Origin of the sequence: Halomonas korlensis, assembly GCF_900116705.1 — a bacterium.
Taxonomy (GTDB): domain Bacteria; phylum Pseudomonadota; class Gammaproteobacteria; order Pseudomonadales; family Halomonadaceae; genus Halomonas; species Halomonas korlensis.
In genome coordinates this window covers 95090-111774 of record NZ_FPBP01000010.1, presented here as the reverse complement: position 1 = coordinate 111774, position 16685 = coordinate 95090, and the positions used below count along the sequence as shown (strand labels likewise).

Genomic DNA, 16685 nt, shown 5'->3' with positions numbered 1-16685 from the left:
ACCCAAGGCCGCTTTCATGAGGTGACCAAAGGCAAAGACAGTTTATTTCTTTCTGAAAACGGGGGCGTGCTCGTGGCAAGACGTGAAAATAGGATTCCTTTATTAATATGTAATTTTATTTAAAAAACTCTTTAAGTTTCTTGCGATTTAACATTTCTGAAGGTTGCTGAGGTGTGAAGCGATACGTTAAAGGCCTTTATAGGTAATTGACCACCTCCATTCTAGCGACTATATCTTAATTGACCTTACAGGCGACTATAAACTTTATACTTTAATTATCAGCGTTCAAATTCTGGCAGGGAGGCTGGTATGAGCGATCAAGAGGTGGGCGATTTTCTCCTGAAGCGCTTGGCCGAGTGGAACATAAAGCGCCTTTATGGCTATCCCGGCGACGGCAGCAACGGCATCATGGGAGCCCTTAATCGGGCCGGCGATCAGTTCGAGTTCATCCAGACCCGGCACGAGGAGTCGGCTGCCTTCATGGCCTGTGCGCATGCCAAGTTCACCGGCGAGGTGGGCGTCTGTACCGCTACCTCCGGCCCGGGGGCAATTCATCTGCTCAACGGGCTTTATGACGCCAAGAAGGATCATCAGCCGGTGGTGGCGATCGTAGGCCAACAGGCGCGTGCCGCCATGGGCGGCGAGTATCAGCAGGAAGTCGATCTGCTGTCGCTGTACAAGGATGTCGCCCACGAATACGTGCACATGGCGACCAGCCCGGGCCAGATTCGCCATCTGGTCGATCGGGCGATTCGCATTGCTCTGTCCGAGCGTACCGTTACCGCCATCATCATCCCTAACGACCTGCAAACCCAGCCTGCCGTGGAAGAACCGCCGCATGCTCATGGCACGGTGCATTCCGGGGTCGGCTACACCCCACCGCGTTCGATACCGCATGAAGATGACCTCAGGCGTGCGGCGGCGGTGCTCAACGAAGGCGAGCGCGTGGCCATTCTGGTCGGCGCGGGGGCGCTGGACGCCACCGATGAGGTCATCCAGGTCGCGGAAAAGCTCGGGGCCGGAGTGGCCAAGGCGTTGCTGGGGCGGGCGGCGCTGCCCGACGACCTGCCGTTCGTTACCGGCTCGATTGGCCTGCTGGGCACCAACCCCAGCTGGGAAATGATGTCGAACTGCGACACGCTGCTGATGATCGGTTCCGGCTTTCCCTACTCGGAATTCCTGCCCGAGGAGGGCCAGGCGCGCGGCGTGCAGATCGATATCGACGGGCGCCAGGTAAGTATGCGCTATCCCATGGAAGTCAACCTGATCGGAGATAGCGCAACAACGCTGCAGGCTCTGCTGCCGCACCTCAAGCAGAAGACTGACCGCGACTGGCGCGAGCATCTCGAGAAGAGCATCGCCCAATGGTGGGAGGTGCTCGAGGAGCGCGCCATGGCTGAGGCCGACCCGGTCAACCCGCAGCGCGTATTCTGGGAGCTGTCGCCTCGGCTGCCCGATAACTGCATCCTGACCAGCGATTCCGGCTCGGCGGCCAACTGGTACGCCCGCGATCTCAAGCTGCGTCGCGGCATGCAAGCCTCACTTTCCGGGGGGCTGGCTACCATGGGTAACGGCGTACCCTACGCCGTCGCCGCCAAGTTCTGCTATCCCGATCGGGTCGCCATTGCCATGGTGGGTGACGGCGCCATGCAGATGCTGGGCAATGCGGAACTGGTGACAATCGCCAAGTACTGGCAACGCTGGACCGACCCGCGCCTGGTGATCATGGTGCTCAACAACCAGGACCTGAACCAGGTGACCTGGGAAATGCGCGTGATGGAAGGTGACCCGAAATACGAGGCGTCGCAGAACCTACCCGATTTCCCGTATGCCGAATATGCCGAGCTGATCGGACTCAGGGGCATCAAGGTCAGCGAGCCCGAGGCACTGGCTGGCGCCTGGGACCGTGCCTTGAGCGCCGACCGTCCGGTGGTGCTGGAAGTGATCACCGACCCCAACGTTCCACCGATTCCGCCGCATATCAAACGTGAACAGGCGCAGGCCTACATGTCGGCGCTGCTGCATGGTGATCCGGACTCGCTGGGTATCGTCAAGGCCTCGTTCAAGCAGTTCGCTCGCGCATTCATTCCCACGGCGCGCAAGCATTGATCGTGCCATGACGGCTTGCATGACACGGCGGGGGTGAGGCAATGATGGATCAACATGTCCCGATCGAAGCACTCGATGTCGCGGCCTATGAGATCCCCACCGATGCGCCCGAGTCCGATGGCACGCTCAAGTGGGATTCGACGACCCTTGTGCTGGTGGAAATCCGCGCGGGGGACAAGATTGGGCTCGGCTACACCTATGCCCATAAGGCTTGCGCCACGCTGATCCACGACACGCTGGCCGGCATCGTCGAAGGGCACAATGCGCTTGCGGTGCGCGAGGGCTGGCTGAAGATGGTCGAGGCGATTCGAAACCTCGGCCGGCCGGGAATCAGTTCGATGGCCATTGCCGCCGTCGACGTGGCGATATGGGATCTCAAGGCGCGTCTGCTCGACATTCCGCTGGTGTCGCTGCTGGGCGCGGTACGCCCGACCGTGCCCGTGTACGGCAGTGGTGGTTTCACCTCCTATTCGACCGAGCGACTTCAGGCGCAGGTAGGTGGCTGGGTCGAGGCGGGCATCCCTCGCGTCAAGATGAAGATCGGTCGTGAGCCCGAGCGCGACCTTGAGCGTATCCGCCTGGCGCGGGAAACGATCGGCCACGAAGCCGAACTCTACGTCGATGCCAACGGAGCCTATGCCCGCAAGCAAGCGTTAGCCATGGCCGACGCCTTTCAGGCTCATGACGTGAGTTGGTACGAGGAGCCGGTGTCATCGGACGACTTGGCGGGCCTGCGGCTGCTGCGCGATCGTGCTCCCGGTGGGGTCGAGGTCTCCGCCGGGGAATACGGCTTCGATCTGCCCTATTTTCGCCGAATGCTTGAGGCCGGGGCAGTGGATGTGCTGCAGGCCGATCTGACGCGCTGCGCCGGTATTACCGGCTTTCTCGATGTCGCCGCACTATGCGATGCCCATCGGGTTCCGCTCTCTTCCCATACCGCACCGGCGCTGCACCTGCATCCCGCTTGCTGTGCGACGCCGCTGCGCCATTTGGAATATTTTCACGATCATGCTCGGATCGAGGCGATGCTTTTTGAGGGAGGCGTTGACCCGGATAGCCAGGGAGACATGTGGCCAGATCTCTCGCAACCCGGTCTGGGGCTGACGTTCAAGCGACAGGACGCGCAGCATTTCAGGCTTGCCTGAGTACTCTTCATGAATTCAAGCGCAAGGATTGGCGATGAATAACGTGATCAGCACATCCCGTTTGCTGCCACGGGATGAACCGGAGTATTACCGCAGCCTGGCTGAGGAGCTGGCCGAAGCGATCGAAGGAGAAGTGCGCTTCGATGCCGGCAGCCGTGCCCTGTACGCCAACGACGCCTCGAATTACCGTCAGCCACCGATCGGTGTCACGATTCCTCGCTCGGTGGACGATATCGTCGCCATCCACCGCATCTGTCACGCCCATGGCGTACCCATCCTGTCGCGTGGCGCCGGCACCAGCCTGTCGGGTGAAACCGTCAACTACGCGGTAGTGATGGATCACTCGAAGTACCTTCATCACATCCTGGATATCGATACGCAAAACAAGCGCGTCACCGTGCAGGGCGGGGCCATCAATGACAAGGTCAACCAGGCGCTAGGGCCCTATCGTCTGGTGTTTCCACCTGACCCATCCACCCATGAGTGGTGCACGATTGGCGGCAATATCGGCAACAATTCCTGCGGTGTCCATTCCGTTCAGGCGCAGTGCTTCGGGCATGGCCCGCGCACCTGTGACAATGTGTATTCGCTGGACATCCTCACTTACGACGGCGAGCGAATGACGCTCAAGGATGGCTATAGCGAAGAGGAAATCGACGCCATTATCAACAGGGGCGGGCGTCAGGGCGAGATTTTCGCCAGATTGAGAAGCCTCCGCGACAGATATATCGAGGATATCCGCGGGAAGTACCCACAGGTCGAGCACATGCCGCGTCGCGTATCGGGTTATAACCTTGATGACCTGCTTCCGGAGCGTGGCTTCAACCTGGCAAGCGCCCTTTGCGGCACCGAGGGCACCTGCATAACCGTGCTGCACGCCACGCTCAAGCTGACGGAGGACGCCAGGCATCGCACGTTGATGGTGGTGGGCTTCGATAGCGTCGAGGCCGCAGGCGACCATGTGGCGACCATTATCGCCGCGAGGCCGATTGCCTTGGAAGCCATCGACAAGCGGCTGTTCCAGCATGAAGCCGACCAGCACATGAATGTGGAAACCCTCAAGCAGATGCCGGAAGGCGACGCCTTTCTGATGATCGAGTTCGGCGGGGAGGACTCAGCGACCACCTGTGCCCAGGCGAGACAGCTGATCGATAAACTGCGACGTTCCGACAGTGCGCCGAAGGATTACCAGATTGTCGACGACAAGGAGTACGCCAACCGTATCTGGGCAGTGCGCAAGGCCGGGCTGGGGGCGACGGCGTTTCCGCCGCCCAAGAACGCGCCGCACTGGCCCGGCTGGGAAGATTCGGCTGTTCCGCCGGAGCGTGTCGGCGATTACGTGCGTGATTTGAAGGGGCTCTACAAGAAACATGATTACGTGGGCGCGCTGTATGGTCACTTTGGCCAGGGTTGCATCCACTCGCGCATCGATTTTGACCTGCAGTCCGAGGAGGGCGTACACAAGTATCGCGCCTTTGCGGAGGAGGCGGCCGATCTTGTGGTGTCTTATGGCGGTTCGCTCTCGGGGGAGCATGGCGACGGCCAGGCGCGCGGCGAATTGCTGGAACGCATGTACGGTGCGGCGCTGATCGAGGCGTTCCGCGAGTTCAAGCGCATCTGGGATCCGCAGTGGAAGATGAACCCTGGCAAGGTCATCGATCCCTACCGGCTCGACGAGGACCTGCGCCTGCTCAATTACAAGCCAGAGAGGGTGGAGACCCACTTCCGATTTCCCGAGGACGAACGCAGCTTCGGGCGGGTTGCGTTTCGCTGTGTCGGTGTAGGAAAGTGCCGAAGCGACAGCGGCACCATGTGCCCAAGCTACATGGTCACCCGCGAGGAGAAACACACCACGCGGGGCCGGGCCCGGCTGTTGTTCGAAATGATGAACGGCGAGTTAATCAGCGACGGTTGGCAGTCGGAAGCGGTACGCGAGTCGCTCGATCTGTGCCTGGCCTGCAAGGGCTGCAAGGGCGACTGCCCGGTCAATGTCGACATGGCCACCTACAAGGCCGAGTTCCTGTCGCACTATTACGAGGAGCACCGGCGTCCCTTCAACCACTACGCCTTTGGCTTCATCGACCGCTGGTCGCGACTGGCCGCAAAGATGCCGGCGCTGACCAACTTCGTCACCCAGGCGCCGCTGCTGCGCAACGTGACCAAGGGTATCGTCTCCATGCCTCAGCAGCGCCGCGCACCGGTCTATGCACACGAGACCTTCAAGGCCTGGTTTGCCGCACGCCCCATCGTCAACGAGCATGCCACCCCGGTGATGCTGTGGGCGGACACCTTCAACAATCACTTCTATCCCGATACCGCCCAGGCGGCCACCGAGGTGCTCGAGGCGGCGGGTTATCGCGTGATGATCCCCCCTGAAGGGCTGTGCTGCGGGCGGCCGCTTTATGATTTCGGCATGCTCGATAACGCCAGGGCATATCTGGAGCGGGTGATGGCCACACTGAGTTCGGCCATTGAAATGAACCTGCCGATCATAGGCCTGGAGCCGTCGTGCATTGCCGTGTTCCGTGACGAGCTGATCAATCTGTTTCCGGACGACGCCCGTGCCAGGCGGCTCCACGACAACAGCGTGATGTTCAGTGAGTTCCTGATACAGCGCGCCGAGGACTATCGGCCGCCACGGTTTCATCGCAAGGCGCTGGTGCACGGCCACTGCCATCAAAAAGCCATCATGCACCTGGATGCTGAAAGGGCACTGATGGAAAAGATGGGGCTGGATTATGACGTTCTCGACTCGGGCTGCTGCGGCATGTCCGGTTCGTTCGGTTTCGAGCGCGACAAGTATGACGTATCGATCGGCGCTGGTGAACGGGTCCTGCTGCCGCGGGTGCGCGAGGCCGAGGCGAGCACCTTGATTATCACCAACGGGTTCAGTTGCCGCGAGCAGATTGCCCAGGCTACGGATCGACGCGCGCTGCATATCGCCGAGGTGCTGCGCATGGCCATGGACACCGTTCTGGCCGGCGGTGCGGCAGAGCAGGCCATTGTTCAACGTCGCGCTCAGGCTCAGCGTCTTGCCAACCGGCGGGCTGCCGCTGTCGCCGGCGCCGTAGTGGCCGTTGGTGGCCTGCTGGTTTGGGGATTGAAGCATCGCCAGCAGCAATATCGGTTGTAGTGGAAATCGCCATTAACGTGGGGAGAGGCTTCGCTATGCAACAGGATCAGCAAGTGGTCGCCATTACCGGCGCCGGCGCCGGTCTGATGCGTGCCACCGCGCGGGAATTCGCCCGTCACGGCGCTCGTCTGGGACTGATGTCGCGCAGCCACCAGCGTCTCGAAGCGGTGAAAAGTGAGGTCGAGGCTCTCGGAGCAAGCGCGATGACGGTGAGTACCGATGTCGCCGATGCCGAGCAGGTCGAAAGCGCGGCTGAGCAGATCGAAGCCGAGTTGGGGCCCATCGATATCTGGATCAATGGCGCGATGACCACAGTGTTCTCGCCGTTCCACGCGATGAGCGCGGCAGAATTCCGCCGCGTGACCGAGGTCACCTATTTGGGCTATGTCCACGGCACCATGTCGGCACTGCGCCGCATGCGGCCGCGCAATAGCGGCACCATCGTTCAGGTTGGCTCGGCGCTGGCCTACCGTCCCATACCGTTGCAGACGGCCTATTGCGGCGCCAAGCACGCCATCAAGGGCATGACCGAGGGACTGCGCTGCGAACTGCTGAATGAGGGCAGCAGCGTGCACGTGACGCTGGTGGAGATGCCGGGGCTCAATACACCACAGTTCGACTGGTGCAAGAGCCATCTGCCCCAGCGTGCCCGTCCCATGGCACCGGTCTACCAACCCGAGTTCGGCGCCCGTGCCATTTATTGGGCGGCGCAGCATCGTCGGCGTCAGCTATATGTGGGGACATCCTCGGCGCTAACGATCTGGGGCAACAAGCTCGCCCCGGCAGTGATGGACCAGGTTCTGGCCAGCACCGCTGTCAGCGGACAGCAGACGCCCGAGCCGCGGGATCCCAACAGTCCCGACAACTTGTGGCAGCCGGTCCGAGGCGACATGGGGGCCCGCGGCCGGTTTAATCAAGAAGCGTATGACTCAGACCCGCAGCTATGGCTGACGACTCATCGCGGTCAGGTGGGGCTTGCATTAGGCGCGGCCGTGCTCGCCGGTGCACTATGGGGCGCGTGGCGCAAGAAGCGCCAGCATCACCATCAACGTGGTGCGCCACTGGCATGGTCGCGCCGTTAGAAAATCATTGCCCTATGTCTACGTGAACTCAGGGAGCAAGGAGATCATGCCAACCGCCGTTGGACGTACTTGCTGGGTCATCGCCGAAGGGTATATTCCTGGCAATAGCCACGGTACTGAACCGCAGATGACCAGCCATGAAACGGCCTGCATTCTCAATGCTTCGCCGACTGATGCCCACATTCGCATCACACTCTATTTCAGTGACCGCGATCCGGTGGGACCGTACCGGATCACTGTGCCTGCCCTGCGCACCCATCATGTGCGATTCAACGACCTCGACGATCCTGCGCCAGTACCTCGCGATACCGACTATGCCAGCATCATTGATTCCGATGTGCCGGTCGTGGTTCAGCACACCCGACTTGACTCGCGACAGAGCGAACTGGCACTTCTCAGCACGGTGGCATTTCCTGCCTGAGCGGAAAATGGATGCCGCTGTGATGCTATGGAGTTGGGCATAAAGATAGGCCAATGCTTGGCTTCAGCCCCTTTTGCTGCGGTCTTGTGCGGGTCCCATGCGCTCGCTGAGGTTGTGGGCGCTGTTGATCAGCCCAACGTGGGAAAAGGCCTGGGGGAAGTTGCCGAGCTGGCAGCGCTTGACCGGATGATACTCCTCGGCGAGCAGACCGAGGTCGTTGCGCACGCTGAGCAGCTTATCGAACAGGGCAAGCGCCTCATCCTGTCGGCCGAGCAGCACAAGAGCGTCAACCAGCCAGAAGCCGCACACCAGAAAGGCGCCTTCGCTCTCGCTCGGATCGTGTGCCTTGTCGTGGTGACGGTAACGATACACGAATCCTTCATGGACCAGTTCCTCCTGGATGGCATCGATCGTGCCGCGTATGCGCGAGTCATCGATGGGCAGAAAGCCAACCTGTGGCAACAGCAGCAGCGAGGCGTCCAGGGCATCGGCACCATAGTATTGCACGAAGGCATTGCGCTCCCTGTTGAAGCCCTTCTCGCAGATCTCATCATGAATTCGTTGGCGAAGTTCACGCCAACTCGCGACGTCACCAGGCAGGCCGAACTCCTCGACGCTGTGAATGGCACGATCCACGGCAACCCAGACCATCACCTTGGAGTGGGTGTAATGGCGGGCCGGACCGCGGTGTTCCCATAGGCTCATACCCTTTTCCTGCCAGTGCTCCTTCAGGTATTCGATAAGCCGGCACTGGATGGACCACATGTCCTCATTGGGTTCCATGTCATGAACGCGACCAAAATGCAGGCCATCCATCAATTCGCCATAGATATCCATCTGGCGCTGCAGATAGGCGGCATTGCCGATACGCACCGGTCGGCTGCCGTTGAAGCCGCCTAGCCACTCCAGTTCGTGCTCGAAGAGGCGCCGCTCTCCCGCCAGGCCATAGATGGGCTGCAGGTTGGCAGGATCGCCGGCCACAGCGCGCAGCAGCCACTCCCGCCAGGCATAGGCCTCGTGGCGATAGCCCGACGAGAGCAGGGCATACAGCGTGAAGGTGGCGTCGCGCAGCCAGGTGTAGCGGTAATCCCAGTTGAGACCGGCGCCGAGTCTTTCTGGCAATGAGGTTGTCACCGCTCCCACCATGCCGCCGGTCTCGATATGGGTGAGCGCCTTGAGCGTAATCAGTGACCTCACTACCGGCTCGCGAAACGCTTCATCGACCTCGCAGCGCGCGCTCCACTCCCGCCACCACTGTTCGGTACGCTCCAGCGCCTGGTTGGCATCGCGTGTCTCGGGCATCTGGCCGAAGGAGCGATACCAGGTCAACACGAAGGGGATGCGTTCACCGGGGCGAACGGTGAAGCTACCCCTTAAAGTGTCATCGTGCTCCGCCAGCGACACGGGTGTTTCCAGGCGCAAGGCATCCGGGCCGGCAAACGCCGTGATGTCCTCCTGGCGTGCATGTAGCCAAGGCGTGATGTGGCCGTAGCCGAAGCGGAAGGCGACATTCGTGCACATCTTCACGCAGCCTTCGCGACCTTCAACGATACGGATCACGTCTACAACGGCATCCTCCTCGCGGGAGAGCGGCATGAAGTCAATGACCGCTACACTGCCTGAGTTCGTTTCGAACAGCGTTTCCAGCACCAGGGTTTCCCCCCGATAGCCGCGGGTAAGCGAGCGGATCTCCTCGCCACTATCGGGTGATATCTTCCAGTAGCCGTTGTCATGTTCCCCGAGCAGCGCAGCGCAGCAGGCGTCCGAGTCGAAACGCGGCAGGCATAGCCAATCAATGGATGCGTCTCGGTCGATGAGGGCGGCGGTGCGCATGTTGCCGATTAAACCGTAATCCTCTATCTGCTTCTGCCGTCCTTGTTGGCGCATTGTCGGTGCCTCTGTCCTGTTAGCAGGAATTGGCCTCAGTCCTTAACTATGGGAGCTAGACAGTAATGACTCAACCTGTATATAGAGTGGAATGTGCCAATCCTGCTGGCGGCTGGGGCAATGGGTGCCAACCCACTGTAAAGCAATATTGGATGAGGGCTTGTTGGTTCTTGGAAGTTGCTTTATTTAAAGGATGATGAACGAGGCTGAGTCAGATGACTTTGCAAGCGTCTAGCTTAAGATTCATTCTAAATAAGCTTTAATGCAAAGTTGCTGCTGTCTATTACACGCTGGAGTATAAGCAATGCGTTGAAGTACTAAACAGAGCGCTGTGCTCAGGCGATGCATCAGCACTATGTATAATATTGTTTAGTAGCTTACCGTCTTGGTTGCCCGCTAACCGGCAAATTCCAATGGAGTAGGTGAATAATGGCTGACCACTACTGACTACTGGTTGGTGAGCAGCAACTGATCAGCCACGACCGGTTAGCTAACGCCAGGCGAATCGAGGGCTCTCTCTTCCGCGACACAGCCCAGGGTATCCAGATCGAGGATATGAACCTCACGCCCCGAGACGGCGACCAGGGATTGTTGTTGAAAACGGTTGAGGATACGACTCACGGTTTCTACGGCGAGACCCAGGTAGTTGCCGATATCGGCTCGTGACATCGAGAGGCGAAAACTGTAGGGCGAGTAGCCGCGACGCCGGAAGCGCTCGGAAAGACTCACGAAGAACGACGCCAGGCGCTGATCGGCGCTCTTGCGCGAGAGCAGCCGCATCATGCGGCGGTCGTCGCGCAGCTCCTTGCTCATGGTGCGAAAGAGCTGGCTGCGTAGTTCGGGAATGTCCTGGGACAGCGCCTCCAGGCGATCGAACGGAATCTCGCAGACCGTGGTGGTTTCCAGTGCGATCACCGTGCCTGGATAGCGGGTCTCGTCGATGCCGTCCAGACCCACCAGTTCGCTGGGCAGGTAGAAATTGGTCAGCTGATCCTCGCCGCTACCTTCCGTGGTGACCTGCTTGAGGCTGCCGGAGCGAACCGCGTAGAGGCTGGTAAAAGTCGCATCCTGCAAGAACAGCGTCTCACCCTTCTTGAGCGGGGCTCGCCGACGAATAATGGCATCGAACTCATCCATATCGGTGAATTCGAGCGACAGTGGCAGGCAAAGCGGGCTGAGGCTACAGGTCTGACAGTGGGCCTCGTTGAATAGAGAGTGCCACTTGCCGGTAGTGATATCGGGCATGCTCATTCTCCCCAGTCTCCTTGAAACATCGGCTGTCCCCTTGGCGAAGGGCGTTCCCACGCGACACAGCATTCTTGGATGATCTCGATCAATTTGCGACTTGATCTTGATCAACAAACATTAGTCTAGTGGATTTCCTGGTTACCGTCGCGCTTGTATCAGGCGTGCGCATGGCTGGGCAAGAGGAGCCAGAGCTGCCAGAGGGCGAAGACAATGATCGACAGGGCCGCGAGGGTGCGTGTAGCCGGATGGCGAATCAGCGTGCCGAGCTGGCGGGCGGCGAGTCCCGTGGCGAGCAGGGCGGGTAGCGTGCCCAGGCCGAAGGCGCCCATCAGGGCCGCACCATGCAGCGGGTCGGCCACGGCAAGGCTCCAGGCCAGCATCGAGTAGACGAGCCCACAGGGCAGCCAGCCCCAGACGGCGCCCAGAGCCACTGCCTGGGGCACCTTGACCACCGGCATCAGCCGCCGGCCCACCGGTTCAAGATGCCGCCAGAGGCGGCGGCCGATGGCCTCGACCCGAAGCAGGCCCTTCCACCAGTTGGCGATATACAGCGCCATCAGAATCAGCATCACCGCGGCCAGGCCCTGGAGTATCAACCGGGTGGTAGGGGTGATGGCGACCAGCGTGCCCAGGGTAGCGACCAGCGCGCCGGCCGTCATGTAGCTGGCGATGCGTCCGAAGTTATAGCCAAGCAGCAGGCCGGTGAGTCGTGCGGGATGGCGCATGCTGGGTGGCACGGCGAAGGTCAGCGCACTCATGATGCCGCCGCACATGCCGATACAGTGGGCGCCACCAAGCAGGCCGAACACGAAGGCTGCGGCCAGGGGCGAGAGATCGAGTCCGGTGGGGTCCATCAGGTGTCGCGATCCATCCTGGTGCTGTCTGTACTGGCGTTATCCGTACCCGTATCGATGCCAGGGTTATCTTGAGCGTCTTCGGCATCGTCGCTGTCAGGTTGCTGGCGGCGCTTGCGTGCCTCTGGGGGCAAGTCGTTCTCGTCCTCGTCGAAGAGGATGCGATAGGCGGGCCCCTCGAGGTCGTCGAACTGGTCGTGCTTGACCGCCCAGAAGAATGCCCACACGGCGAGGCCCAGCAATGACAGCGACAGGGGAATCAGCAAGTAGAGGATGCTCATGCATTCACCAGGCGAAGGCTCGGATCGGCGGGCGGCGGTGTGCCGCGAAAGCGGTTAAGACGCAGGGCGTTGCCAACGACCACCAGCGAGCTTGCCGACATGCCGATGGCTGCCAGCCAGGGCGGTACGATGCCGACGGCCGCCAGTGGCAGTGCCGTGGCGTTGTAGCACACCGACCAGACGAGATTCTGATGGATGATGCGCCGGGTGGCTCGGCTGATCTCGATGGCCTCGACGATACGCATGAGCCGGGGGCCGAGCAATACCGCATCGGCGCTGGTCCGGGCAAGATCGGTAGCATCGTTCATGGCAATCGAGACATCGGCGCCGGCAAGGACCGGCACGTCGTTGATGCCGTCGCCGACCATTGCCACCGTCTCGCCCAGCGCCTGGCAAGCATGGATGCGCTCCAGCTTGTCCTCGGGGCTGGCGCCGGCCTGCCAGATGTCGAGTCCCAGCCGTTCGGCCAGCGGGCGTACCGCCAGGGTGGTGTCGCCGGAGAGCAGCTCGACCTCCAGGCCCAGCGCCTTCAGGGCCGCAATGGCCTGGGCGGCATCCTCGCGCAGCGGGTCATCGAGGCCAAACCAGGCGCGCGGTTCGCCGCCTTCGGCGAGCAGTAGCCACTGTCCCTCGCCGGGCGGCGCGGGCGGGGCCTCGGGAGCTGCGAAGTCCGGCTTGCCCAGGCGCCAGGTCTGGCCTTCGAGTTCGCCTTCCAGCCCCTGGCCGGTAACGCTGGTGACGTTGCGGGCGCGCCGCCGTGGCGTTTTCCAGGGCCGGAAGGCGCGGGCAATAGGGTGCTCGGAGTGTGCTTCCAGGGCGGCCGCCACGGCGCGGGCCTCTTCGCTTGCCAAGCCCCCCAGGGGACGGGTCTCCGCCAGCAGCATTTCGCCACGGGTCAGGGTGCCGGTCTTGTCGAAGATCACTCGGTCGAGCTGAGAGAGCGTCTCGATGGCGTTGGCCCGGGTGACCAGCACGCCGCGACGGCGCAGCTGGCCGTGGCCGGCGGTCAGTGCGGTGGGGGTCGCCAGGGCCAGCGCGCAGGGGCAAGTCACCACCAGCACCGAGAGCGTGACCCACAGCACCCGTGACGGGTCGATGAACCACCAGACGATGGCGACCCCCACGGTGACCAGCAATAACCGCAGCACAAACAGATGCGCCATGCGGGCGGCGAGTTGGGCAATGCGTGGACGGCTGGCAAAGGCGCGGTCGGTAAGATCGACGATGCCGGCAATTCGGGCGTCGCGCCCGGCATGTGTGACGCGCACCACCAGCGGGCTTTCGACGTTCTGGCTGCCTCCGGTGACCAGCTCCCCGACCCGTCGCGTGACCGGTAGCGTCTCGCCGGTGAGCATGGACTCATCGAGGCTCGACTCGCCGCTTTCGATCACCCCGTCGGCCGGGACGCCATGTCCGGGCCTGACCAGCACCCGGTCGCCGGCGACCAGATCGCTGGCCGGTAGGATGCGCTCCTCATCCTCGGCGGTCAGGCGGGTCGCCGAGAGCGGCAGGGCTCCCGAGAGCGCATTGCCGGTGTGGCCGCTGCGACGCCGGGCCCGAGATTCCACGTAACGCCCGAACAGCAGGAAGAAAGTGAACATGGCGACCGAGTCGAAGTAGACCTCGCCGGTGCCGCTGATGACCGCATAGCCACTGGCGAGATAGGCGCCGCCGATAGCCAGCGACACCGGAACATCCATGCCCATCACGCGGGAGCGCAGGTCGCGGGCGGCGCCCGTAAAGAAGGGCTGGGCCGAGAACAACACCACCGGGGTCGCCAGCGCGAAGGAGAGCCAGTGGAACAGGGCGTGAAAATCGGCGCTGAGCTCGCCAGGGTCGGACACATAGATCGGGATGGAAAACATCATGACCTGCATCATCCCGACGGCGGCGACGATCAACCGGCGCACGGTCATGCGTTCTTCATGCTGCAGTCGCTGTTGCGCCTGGTCGGGCTCGTAGGGTTGAGCCGGATACCCGATGGCAGCCATTTCGGCGAGGATGCGCGACAGCTTGAGGCGCTGCGGGTCCCAGCCGATGCGCACCCGATGATGGGTCAGGTTGACGGCGCTGGTATCGACCCCGTCCAGCGCATTGAGACGATGCTCGATCAGCCAGGCGCACGCCGCACAGGTGATGCCGTCGACCGCCAGGGTGGCCTGGACCCGCCCCTCGGCGCCGGCCTCGGGATGCACGAAGCGGCGCTGCAAGCCCGGGTCGTCGAAGACCGCCCAGGTGTCGGCGTCGGCGGCCTGGCGATCCTCCGGACGTGCGGGAAGTTCGGTGCGAAAGCGATAGTAGCTTTCCAGCCCACCGTTGACGATGGCGTGGGCCACCGCCTCGCAGCCGGGGCAGCACAGCGGATGCTGCTGCTGGTCGAGCGTGATCGACCAAGGCGTCCCATCGGGAACCCGACTGCCGCAGTGATAGCAGTCGAGGCTCGCGGTGGCGGCTGGCGCAGGGGAAGAGGCGAGAGTCATCGTCGCTCGGTCAGAGGATCATTCATCAGGAGTCGGCCGCGCGTCCCGGGGTCAGGGCGAACTCCCCTTCATCGGGAAAACGGCCTTCGCCGACCAGGCGCCAGGTCGGCGTTTCCTGGTCAGGCTGAAGCTGGAGATACCAGCGATAGCGGAGATTGTCGGGCGCCTGGCCCAGATAGCGGCCATCGCGAACGTGTTCCAGCCTCAGCTCGTGATCGCGGTCGGCCTCGGTGGGAAAGATGAGCTTCAGCACCAGGCGCTCCGGGCGGTCGTCGCCGGTCAGGTCGAGTACTGCATCGCTGGTCAGGGGGTCGATGCGCAGCGTGGCGCCAAGGTTGAGGTCGGCAGCCTGCTGCTGCTTGGCCAGTACCATGTTGATCGCCTTGCCATGCTCGTAATAGTCCTCCTGGACCATACCGTCGAAGGAGCGAATCGAGAGCACCGCGAAGCTCGTGCTGACGGCGATGGACGATAGCAGCAGGCCGATCAGAAACCAGGGCCAGAACTGCTTGTACCAGGGTTGGGGGGTGGGGTGCGATGAGCTCATCGGCGGATTTCTCCCAGAAAGCGGCTTTCCTGCTCGATCGAGATGTCGTCATTCACGGCCTCGAGGCGCATCAGGATTTCCTGGCTGGGGAGCGTGAGCGCCTCAGCGTCGACTCGGGCCTCGACGACCAGCTGACGTGCTTCCCCGGCCGGTACGCTGACCCGGTCGGTGTCCAGCGTCAGGCCCGGTAGCCCCGAGACACTCAGCCGGTAGTCATGGTCCTGGTTGTCCAGGTTGCGCACCGTCAGTGTGTAGACATTGCTGATCTGACCGTCACGGGTCATCTGGAAAAGCTGGCTGCGTTCGCGCTCGATGTCCAGGCCCAGTGGGGTACGGTCGGCGACGGCCCAGGCGAAGACACCGATCATCACCAGCAGGGCGGCGAGGTAGCCCAGCAATCGTGGGCGCAGAATCCGGCTGGGCTTGCCCTTGAGGGCATTCTCGGTGGTGTAACGGATCAGCCCGCGAGGATAGCCCATCTTGTCCATCACGCTGTCGCAGGCATCGATGCAGGCAGCACAGGTGATGCATTCGTACTGCAGGCCATTGCGAATGTCGATGCCGGTGGGGCAGACCTGTACGCAAAGGTCACAATCGATGCAGTCGCCATGCCCTGCCGCGCGCGCCTCCTGATGCGTCAGGCTCTTCCTGCGCGCTCCCCTGGGCTCGCCTCTGGTGTCATCGTAGGAAACAATCAGCGTATTGGCATCGAACATCACCGACTGGAAGCGGGCATAGGGACACATGTAGATGCAGACCTGCTCGCGCAGCCAGCCAGCATTGAGATAGGTGAAGACGGTGAAAAAGCCGATCCAGAAATAGGCCCAGCCGCTGGCATCGAGGGTCGGTAAGGCGACGACCAGGTCACGTATCGGCGTGAAATAACCGACAAAAGTCACGCCAGTGGCCAGGGCAATGGCGAGCCAGATAGTATGTTTGGCTGTCTTGCGGCGCATCTTGTCGGTCGTCATCGGCTGTTGATCGAGCTTGATGCGCTGGTTACGACTCCCTTCGAGACGGTGTTCCACCCAGATATACAGGAATGTCCACACACTCTGTGGGCAGGTGTAACCGCACCACACGCGGCCGGCGAATACCGTGATGAAGAACAGGCCGAAGGCGCAGATGATCAGCAGCCAGGAGAGCAGGATGAATTCCTGCGGGTAGAAAGTGGCGGCGAAGATATGGAACTCACGACCGGGCAGGTCGAACCAGATGGCCGGCCGGTCGCCCCAGTTGAGCCAGGGCAGCAGGAAAAACCCCAGCATCAAGGCCCAGTTGGTACCGCGGCGCAGGCGCTGAAAGATCCCCTTGATCTCGCGGACATACAGGTGTCGCCGACGGGTGTACATCTCCTGGGTAACGGTCGCCTGGGGGGCGTGATGCCCCACAGGGTCGGGTGTGATGTCACGGGTCGGTATCTGGTCGCTCATGGCAGGCTCACGCAAGTGACAGCTCGGGCAGAGTGGCAGCGGTCATTGTAGCGAGCTTTGCATGC

At 61.9% G+C, this 16685-nt stretch carries 12 protein-coding genes; 5 read left to right on the top strand and 7 right to left on the bottom strand.

Annotation, left to right across the window (positions count from 1 at the left end; translation table 11 throughout):
- Window positions 1–309 precede the first annotated feature (309 nt).
- From BM341_RS13850 to BM341_RS13830, 5 genes are read left to right on the top strand one after another with little or no spacing between them, the layout of a single operon-like run.
- A complete protein-coding gene (locus tag BM341_RS13850) occupies window positions 310–2109 on the top strand; it encodes a thiamine pyrophosphate-requiring protein (RefSeq protein ID WP_089796655.1) in 1800 nt (599 codons plus the stop codon).
- A gap of 41 nt (window positions 2110–2150) precedes the next feature.
- Window positions 2151–3254 carry an enolase C-terminal domain-like protein gene (locus BM341_RS13845; protein ID WP_089796654.1) on the top strand — a complete coding sequence of 368 codons (1104 nt, stop codon included), beginning with the start codon at window positions 2151–2153 and terminating at the stop codon, window positions 3252–3254.
- A gap of 34 nt (window positions 3255–3288) precedes the next feature.
- Entirely contained in the window at window positions 3289–6387 is a 3099-nt protein-coding gene (locus tag BM341_RS13840; RefSeq protein WP_089796653.1) for an FAD-binding and (Fe-S)-binding domain-containing protein, read from the top strand.
- A gap of 35 nt (window positions 6388–6422) precedes the next feature.
- Window positions 6423–7469 carry an SDR family oxidoreductase gene (locus BM341_RS13835; protein WP_089796652.1) on the top strand — a complete coding sequence of 349 codons (1047 nt, stop codon included), beginning with the start codon at window positions 6423–6425 and terminating at the stop codon, window positions 7467–7469.
- A 46-nt stretch (window positions 7470–7515) separates the two neighbouring features.
- A complete protein-coding gene (locus BM341_RS13830; RefSeq protein ID WP_089796651.1) occupies window positions 7516–7890 on the top strand; it encodes a sensory rhodopsin transducer in 375 nt (124 codons plus the stop codon).
- A gap of 63 nt (window positions 7891–7953) precedes the next feature.
- On the opposite strand, the gene BM341_RS13825 is transcribed toward BM341_RS13830, so the two are convergent.
- The 7 genes from BM341_RS13825 to ccoG form a co-directional block, all read right to left on the bottom strand.
- Window positions 7954–9777 carry a glycoside hydrolase family 15 protein gene (locus tag BM341_RS13825; RefSeq protein WP_089796650.1) on the bottom strand — a complete coding sequence of 608 codons (1824 nt, stop codon included), beginning with the start codon at window positions 9775–9777 and terminating at the stop codon, window positions 7954–7956.
- Window positions 9778–10263: 486 nt separating this feature from the next.
- Window positions 10264–11022: a fumarate/nitrate reduction transcriptional regulator Fnr gene (gene fnr / locus BM341_RS13820; RefSeq protein ID WP_089796702.1), complete on the bottom strand. Its 759-nt coding sequence runs from the start codon at window positions 11020–11022 to the stop codon at window positions 10264–10266.
- Window positions 11023–11180: 158 nt separating this feature from the next.
- Complete coding sequence (locus tag BM341_RS13815; protein WP_089796649.1) at window positions 11181–11879, bottom strand: sulfite exporter TauE/SafE family protein; 699 nt, start codon at window positions 11877–11879, stop codon at window positions 11181–11183.
- Complete coding sequence (ccoS, locus tag BM341_RS19565; RefSeq protein WP_245784277.1) at window positions 11879–12160, bottom strand: cbb3-type cytochrome oxidase assembly protein CcoS; 282 nt, start codon at window positions 12158–12160, stop codon at window positions 11879–11881. Before ccoS ends, BM341_RS13815 begins: the two co-directional genes overlap by 1 nt.
- Window positions 12157–14640, bottom strand: coding sequence for a heavy metal translocating P-type ATPase (locus tag BM341_RS13805; protein ID WP_089796648.1), 2484 nt, complete (start codon window positions 14638–14640; stop codon window positions 12157–12159). Before BM341_RS13805 ends, ccoS begins: the two co-directional genes overlap by 4 nt.
- A gap of 25 nt (window positions 14641–14665) precedes the next feature.
- Window positions 14666–15187 carry a FixH family protein gene (locus BM341_RS13800; RefSeq protein WP_089796647.1) on the bottom strand — a complete coding sequence of 174 codons (522 nt, stop codon included), beginning with the start codon at window positions 15185–15187 and terminating at the stop codon, window positions 14666–14668.
- Window positions 15184–16620: a cytochrome c oxidase accessory protein CcoG gene (ccoG, locus tag BM341_RS13795; protein WP_245784276.1), complete on the bottom strand. Its 1437-nt coding sequence runs from the start codon at window positions 16618–16620 to the stop codon at window positions 15184–15186. Before ccoG ends, BM341_RS13800 begins: the two co-directional genes overlap by 4 nt.
- Window positions 16621–16685: the final 65 nt, after the last annotated feature.